We start from the raw sequence: 6,663 nt of genomic DNA on the forward strand, positions 1-6,663 counted from the left end.
CATCTAGATTACTCAAACAATAAGCTATTAGAACACTCATTTGAGCGCCGAAATATCATTCGTGAAACAGACGGGTTCCATCAAGGCATGTTGTCGGAAGGCGGTGAATTCCCTTTTCACTTACTTACTAAATAACTATAATTTTAAAAAAGGTATTTTTCTAAAGGTATTTTATGATAAATAAAACAAAAGTGGTTCAGTTCAGAGCCACACCTAAGTCACATGAGAAGCTGGAACAGCTAAAAGCCAGACTTAAAGAAAAAGGTGTCAAGCCGAGTATCGAGCTGATGCTGAATACCATCTTAGAAAATATGACACTGGCTGATTTTGACAAATCAACAAAAGCTCTTGTCGAGGCAAATAGCGTAAAAACACGGCTGCTCAAAATGTTCAAAGATGGTCGCATTACTCAGGAAATGCTTGATACATTGCTTAAAAACGCGGAATCAAACGAAGTAAATTAAGCCGTCAAATACTCCTTTTTCCCCTTTGTTATCGTCCTATGATCCGCTCCGTTCACACAACACAGCAAAACGGAGCGAGCTATGTCTAAAACTATTTTTGCCAATGATTTAAAAAAACTTTCTTTTGTTAAAAACATACAAATAACAAAGAACGCTAACTGTAACGGCTCGCAATCTATTCCACCGGGCTCACAATAACTGCAAATCAACATCGTCATATTGGCAAACCGACCGCCAGCTGTAGTAGTACATTAAATCCGGACACCTCAAAAGCCTGCTAATGTTATTAACATGACAATGAGGTATGACAATGAAATTGAAACCGCCCAAACCGACCAAACGCCACTATTCCGTTGAATTTAAACTGGAAGCGGTTCAGCAGGTTGTTCTCCATCATCAACGGGTTATTGATATCGCCCGTTCACTGGCCGTTGATGCCAGTACCTTGAGAAAATGGATCCGCCAGTATCAGGCCGAAATACAGGGGGTAACGCCTGCCGGTAAAGCCTTAACGCCCGAACAACGCCAGATACAGGCGCTGGAAAAACAGGTCAGGCGTCTGGAAATGGAAAAAGAAATTCTAAAGCAGGCGGCCGTGTTGATGAGCGAGATACGCCATGGTGCTACTCGTTAATCACACGGCTGAGCACCCAATGGCCGGTCACGGAACTTTGTCAGGGTCACGCCCCGCGCTTTCGCCGCGGCAACCCCTTCCATCTGGCGTTCACGTCGCAGATTGATTTCAAACTCAGCGAAAACACCCAGCATATCGAGGAAGGCTTTACCTGCTGCCGAGCGCGTGTCCACTGGCTGTTCCGTTGCCTGAGCGTTACGCCCTTCTGATTCAGGGCATACACGATATCCTGTAGGTCCTTAATGCTGCGGGCGAGGCGATCCACGCGGGTCACCATCAACGTATCACCGGGGCGCAGGAACTCCAGTAATAGCTGCAACTCGCTCCTTCCGGTCCGGCTGCTTCCGCTGGCTTTTTCTGCACGAATGATTTCACAACCGGCAGCGCGGAGAATTTGTGTCTGTAGGGTCAGATCCTGGTCACTGGTTGAAACGCGGGCATAGCCGTAAAGTGCCATAACGATGAAAACTGTCTCGTTTAACTCCAGATGATGAAAACTTAACACCAGGATGAGACAAAAACAACCCAAATGAGACAGAAAAACTGTCTCAGATAATTGTTTGTTTTGGGTTTACCTCAATGTGACAAAATTACAAACCCACGGATTACCCAACCATTCGTCTGCTCAGAAACAAGTTATGGAAAGAGTCAGGGTTTTCTGCGTTTTGTTATAGTTACTGGATAGTTGAGCTTTTAAAATGTTGGTATGTGTGATTGCTAAAACTGATTGTTTACTCTCATGTTTTCAAAAGTGCCATAAGTTATAAGAGGGTTCAAAAGGAGATCTGACACTATCTAACTTACTAATATTTATATTTTTTTACCATATAAAATGTCGGCCCAATATTTCTCTTGTTAACTGTTTACTATCAATAGCCATGCACTTATAATGGATTTGTGAAAAAGATCACAAACAATTAACATTATACTTAACATCTCTCCCCCTTTTTACTATAAAAGATATCGGCAGGTTTTATTTCCTGCTATGTAGACCTTAATTGAAATATTACCCATTATATTCATCAAAAGAGGATTTATTATGGAAAGTGCAATTGAACTGTTCGTAACTGAGTCATCTGCGGATAACTACGACTTTAACAGTGTAGCCTGGTAATAGCCGAGAAAGGGCAGTGACGCTGCCCTTCCTCAGTTAAGGAACGCATAATCCCGGGAGGCGTAAATGGAAGATTTAGGCCATCATTATGTTCTGGATGTTGTTTTGGATGATGAGATTTTTCTTAAGAATGAGCATCGACTACAGGTGTTCTTTCAGGACATTTTGAGTAAGACAAACTTTAAAGTAATCGGATTCTTGTCTCACAAGTTTACAGTGGGAGGAGAGGGTGTGACTGGCATTTTTTTATTAAGTGAGTCCCATCTTTCCTACCATACCTATCCTGAAAGTAATTATATCAGCATAGATCTATATACTTGTGGAGAGAAATGTCTTTCGGCCATACGAGAAATCGAAGCCAGCCTGAGTTCGGTTACTAGGATAGTTGTTCGTTATATTGAGCGTGGAAGCCATATCAATACACCGCAGTTTAACAAAGTTAGCGTAACGGCTGAAAAGGTGAACTGAGATGAAAATCAAAGACAACGGTTTATTCAAATTTGATTACCAGTTTCCGGTGTATAACTTTTTCTTCCCTAATCAGGGAAAGAGTTTATCATCTGAAAGTCTGTCTGATGTACTGAGTCGCAGCAATTCCAGAACTTCATCCAGAGCACTTTATTTTCATATCCCATTCTGCGAAACTATTTGTACCTTCTGCCCTTTTACGCGAGGAGCCTACAGAGATAGTGAGCTTGTTGATCAGTATACCCGAGCATTAATCAGAGAAATAGAAATAAAAGCAGAGTATAATGATTATCATGCCGTTCCGGTAAGGTCAATATTTTTTGGCGGAGGTACCCCCTCACTTCTCTCGCCAGAGAATATTGTTCAGATTGGCTCAGCGATACATAAACACTTTTCTGTTTCGTCTGATTGTGAATTTTCGTTTGAAATTGAAATTAAAAGTCTTAATGAAGAAAAAGTTTCTGCAATGAAGGGGATAGGTGTGACGCATCCCCGTTTTGGGCTGCAAACTTTCAATCCAGTGTGGCGTGAACTGTTCAATCTGACCTCGACATTTGACCACATTAATTTTGCTGCAGATATACTCAATCGTAGTTTCAGCACCGTGCTTTTCGATATACTTTACGGGATGAACGGACAAGATGAGGAAGATATTATAAGGGACCTCGAGCAGGCGGTTTCTCTCGGAACAACAAACATAGACATTTATCCTATTGATAATGTTATGACACAGTCAAAACTACATAAATCCATTAAGGATAAGGGAATGCCAGTCACATCAGCAACCCGAAAGTTTACTATGAATATGCTGGTTGACGCTTACATGCGAAGTAAAGGATTTATGCCACATAACGGTCATGGTTATGTCAGAACGGACAATGTAGATAGCTCTGTAGTGAGTCAGGATTACAGTTTCTTATATCATGAACACGTGTACGGATATGCCGATCATGATTTGCATGGTTTTGGCGTTAATGCTGTATCTTCCCTGCGCGGACATGTCATTACGAACACATCGAGTCGTCAGAAGTATATTACCTCAGTACTTGAAAAAAATACTGTTCCGTCGACTATTAGTCAGCATCCCGGAATTCTGGATGAAATGAAACCATTCATTCTTCGACTACCCTATCATGGTGAAATAGAAAAATCTAAAGTAAGTATGTTACAAATACCATTTGCGTTACAGGAAAAACTATCCCAACTGAAAGAACATCAACTTGTCACGGAGGATGCTGAAAAATTATATCTTACTAAACTTGGCTGGTACTGGTATACCAACATCATGTATTGGCTTATGCCAGAAGCCGATCAAACTGCTATGAAACGGTTCATTACTGAACAGTTGAATATCCCCGGGAAATTCATTGCTAAAAAAGAGCTTCTGTATGTTTGAATCATCTTTGTCGCTCACTGAGGCGTATAAAAAGAGGTATGATGAAGTTGTTCGCAGTGACAATGAACGCACAGGTATATATTATCATTCTGACAAAAAATACTGGATCATTTATGATTATCATTCATGTTCACAGTTGCTCAACAGTCAGTACGTCACAAAGAAAAGAATGATTATTCCCCTAAGCATGTTTGATGGGGAAAAAAAAGTTGTTGAACGTTTTATCTCACTCATTAATCAGTCGCTGATTTTTCGCGACGAAAGTAACAGTGATGTCGTCAGGGTTATCCATCAGAATTTTAAAAACATCCCTCGCGATGAGCTGATTAAAAGGACTTTGTCATTGCTAAATCGGAAGAAATATCTTGACGAGCATGATCTCATTTCTCTCAATAATATGCTTGCAGCTAGGCTGGTCGGATTAGAACCATCAAACCAGCTGGCAGCTCATGCCCACAATGTGGGGATGCTTTTCGACGGAAGGGTTGAGGGGAAAGAGCATTTTGTTGAAATAGTGCATTCTTTTCTTACCATCTTTGATGCCTGCAGAAATCTGGTCGCAGGTGATGCTCCCTGTAGTGATATAAACGTGTCAGACAGAGCTATAGCCTACATTGCGGCCCATCAGACGACCATGCAACTTATTGTGGCTGCACTCTGGGCTATATCACACTTCAGTCTGAAAGTCAGTGCAGAGAATGCGCGGGATGTGGTGATTGAGGCTTCACGCTTATACAGCCCCGTATTGTCTGTAGGCAGGGTTATGTCTCAGGATCTCATTTTCAGAGGACAGAGTCTGAAAATGGGGGACAGGGTGATGTTTTATACCGGCCTGGCCAATTTCGATCCCGAAGTGTTTAATGAGCCGTTCCGGTTTATCCCGGGACGGAAAAACAAACCACTGTCCTTCGGCACCGGTATGCATATGTGCATCGGTATGGGAATTTCGCTCAACGTTGCCTCATCATTTATAGCCGACCCCAGTGTGCGCAGTTCAATCAGGAATGTCAGTATTACCGGTCTTGCAGAAGGAGTGTCGGCGCTGGGAGCATCTCGTTTTAGCATGGGAATGAACAGTCATGAACTGGATGAAAGTTAAAAATTTTCGTACGCTTCTCTCATCTCTTTTCATCTCAAAGTCCGGTGATTATGCCTATGAGGTGGTTTTCGTATTTATTGTGCTGGAAAGCACGCATAATAACTATCTCCTGACCGGCTTTGTTTATTTTTTCCGGTTTATTCCTTTCCTGTTCTTCGGCCCCATTGGTGGATGGATGGCAGATAATTATCGTCTTAAAAATAATCTGTTAATCAGTGAATGGTTGCGTCTGACGGTGTCGCTGATTCTCTTTATCAGCAGTCTGAGTGGTGCAGTCGACATTACCATCCTTATTGTGGCGTCCATTCTGACAACCATCGGTCGCAGTATTTTCCAGCCGAGCTATCAGACCGCGGTTCCCAGAACAGTGGACACTGACAGACTTACCGGTGCTAACGGCGTCTCGCAGGTAGCTGAGGAGACTGCCTCAGTGGTCGGTCCCCTTCTCTGTTCTCTTATTCTGTTATTCACGGATAAACCATGGGTCCTTTTATTCAATGCAGTGACATATGCCGTATCGATAATGATTCTCTCAACATTTTCCGAAACAGACGCAGCAAAAGGAGCGCCTTTCCGGATTAAAAACGTATATCAGGAAACCTTATACGGCATTAAGCAGCTATACTGGGACACTCGCTGCTTGTTCATCGTCATATTAGGCTCCTCCGTCTGCATTCTATTTACCGGCTCGGTTATCCGTTTTATTATTCCTGCCGTGACGGTCAGTCACGGTCAGGGCGAGGTGTTTACCAGCTGGATTTTTTCACTTATGGCTGCTGGCACGATCACCGGCGGGTTGCTTTACGGGAGATTTGTACGGTCAACGTCTCCAGAAAAGGTGATGCAACACTGGTTCGTTTACGGCTTGCTGCTGTTATTAATGTCCTTCACAGCTTTTCATTCATTGAAATTTCTTCTCCCCCTCGCGTTTGTTCTTGGTATTAGCGGGGCATTTGTTGATATCTCTCTTGTAACAGTCATACAGTCTTGGTCTCCGGCTGATAACATAGGTAAGACATTTGGCACGTTTTCCACGCTGGCGAACACAGCCGAAGCGCTTTCAGGAGTGATTTCCGGGCTTTTTGCCGTCGGTGGTTTGATGATTGCTTTTGTGGGAATGAGTTCACTTATCACACTGACCGGTATCACTAGTATGGCTTTTCTTACCAGGAAAACAGTGAAGAACAAGAACAGCAGCCAGACGGGAAGAAATGAACCTGACGGCTTATCCTAACCCCCCACTTTAGTACGGGGAGAATGCCAATCACCAATGAACTGGATCCAGCCCGCACTACTGAACTGCACAACGAGATGCTGCCAGTTGGTTTGTTAATATGATGATAATGATTTGCAGTTATTGTGAGTCCGGCGAAATGGATTGCGAGCCGGGCAGGATAAATGCGGGTTCTGTCGCATTAACAAAGAAAGCACGAGTGAAGATAAGGTGATTGATTTTTACTCAGCTAATTGATAGAAAAATGCCGCGGG

General features: G+C 42.9%; 6 protein-coding genes and 1 pseudogene. 6 read left to right on the forward strand and 1 reads right to left on the reverse strand.

Going from position 1 to position 6,663, the window contains the following annotated elements; genetic code table 11:
• Positions 1-173: 173 nt before the first annotated feature.
• A complete protein-coding gene (locus tag PSI15_RS16810) occupies positions 174-464 on the forward strand; it encodes a hypothetical protein (protein ID WP_273584532.1) in 291 nt (96 codons plus the stop codon).
• 310 nt (positions 465-774) lie between these two features.
• Positions 775-1,098, forward strand: a complete 324-nt coding sequence (locus PSI15_RS16815; protein ID WP_443256111.1) for a transposase — start codon at positions 775-777, stop codon at positions 1,096-1,098.
• A 47-nt stretch (positions 1,099-1,145) separates the two neighbouring features.
• Here the strand turns inward: PSI15_RS16815 and PSI15_RS16820 are convergent.
• A pseudogene (locus PSI15_RS16820) lies at positions 1,146-1,555 on the reverse strand (recombinase family protein); the annotation flags it as partial.
• 723 nt (positions 1,556-2,278) lie between these two features.
• Between PSI15_RS16820 and speD the strand changes: the two are divergent.
• Genes speD through PSI15_RS16840 form a run of 4 tightly spaced genes read left to right on the forward strand, consistent with a single transcriptional unit; the run spans position 2,279 to position 6,409 of the window.
• Positions 2,279-2,680: an adenosylmethionine decarboxylase gene (gene speD / locus PSI15_RS16825; RefSeq protein WP_273584533.1), complete on the forward strand. Its 402-nt coding sequence runs from the start codon at positions 2,279-2,281 to the stop codon at positions 2,678-2,680.
• 1 nt (position 2,681) lies between these two features.
• Positions 2,682-4,076 carry a coproporphyrinogen-III oxidase family protein gene (locus tag PSI15_RS16830; protein WP_273584534.1) on the forward strand — a complete coding sequence of 465 codons (1,395 nt, stop codon included), beginning with the start codon at positions 2,682-2,684 and terminating at the stop codon, positions 4,074-4,076.
• The gene (locus tag PSI15_RS16835) at positions 4,069-5,175 is read left to right on the forward strand and encodes a cytochrome P450 (protein WP_273584535.1); all 1,107 of its coding nucleotides are present in this window, start codon (positions 4,069-4,071) and stop codon (positions 5,173-5,175) included. Before PSI15_RS16830 ends, PSI15_RS16835 begins: the two co-directional genes overlap by 8 nt.
• Positions 5,156-6,409, forward strand: a complete 1,254-nt coding sequence (locus PSI15_RS16840; protein ID WP_273584536.1) for an MFS transporter — start codon at positions 5,156-5,158, stop codon at positions 6,407-6,409. Before PSI15_RS16835 ends, PSI15_RS16840 begins: the two co-directional genes overlap by 20 nt.
• Positions 6,410-6,663: the final 254 nt, after the last annotated feature.

The organism is Xenorhabdus sp. PR6a, from assembly GCF_028599065.1.
GTDB classification, from domain to species: domain Bacteria; phylum Pseudomonadota; class Gammaproteobacteria; order Enterobacterales; family Enterobacteriaceae; genus Xenorhabdus; species Xenorhabdus doucetiae.